Below are 264 nucleotides of genomic sequence, written 5' to 3' on the forward strand. Positions count from 1 at the left end.
GCACCCCAGGCCACGTGCATCGTCGGGATGACCGCGAGTGACCAGGCCTTCTCCCGCAGCGACGCGCCGCGCTGGGCCGCCGAGTAAGCGGCGATCACGAGAGCGTAGAGCGCGACGGGGATGAAGACGAGGCCCAGCACCGAGGCGAGGGCGCCCCGGAGCACGCCTCCCATGCGTCCGAGCAGCACCAGCGCCGCCATCGCGAGGGTCACGACGAGCGCAGGCGGTGCGAAGTAGCGGGTCGAGTTCCGGAAACCGTAGCGG

At 71.6% G+C, this 264-nt stretch carries 1 pseudogene; it reads right to left on the bottom strand.

Annotated elements, in window-relative coordinates:
- Window positions 1-264 (bottom strand): annotated as a pseudogene (locus SB754_RS20850) (glycosyltransferase family 2 protein); the annotation flags it as partial.

This window comes from Leifsonia sp. SIMBA_070 (assembly GCF_046534635.1).
GTDB lineage: Bacteria > Actinomycetota > Actinomycetes > Actinomycetales > Microbacteriaceae > Leifsonia.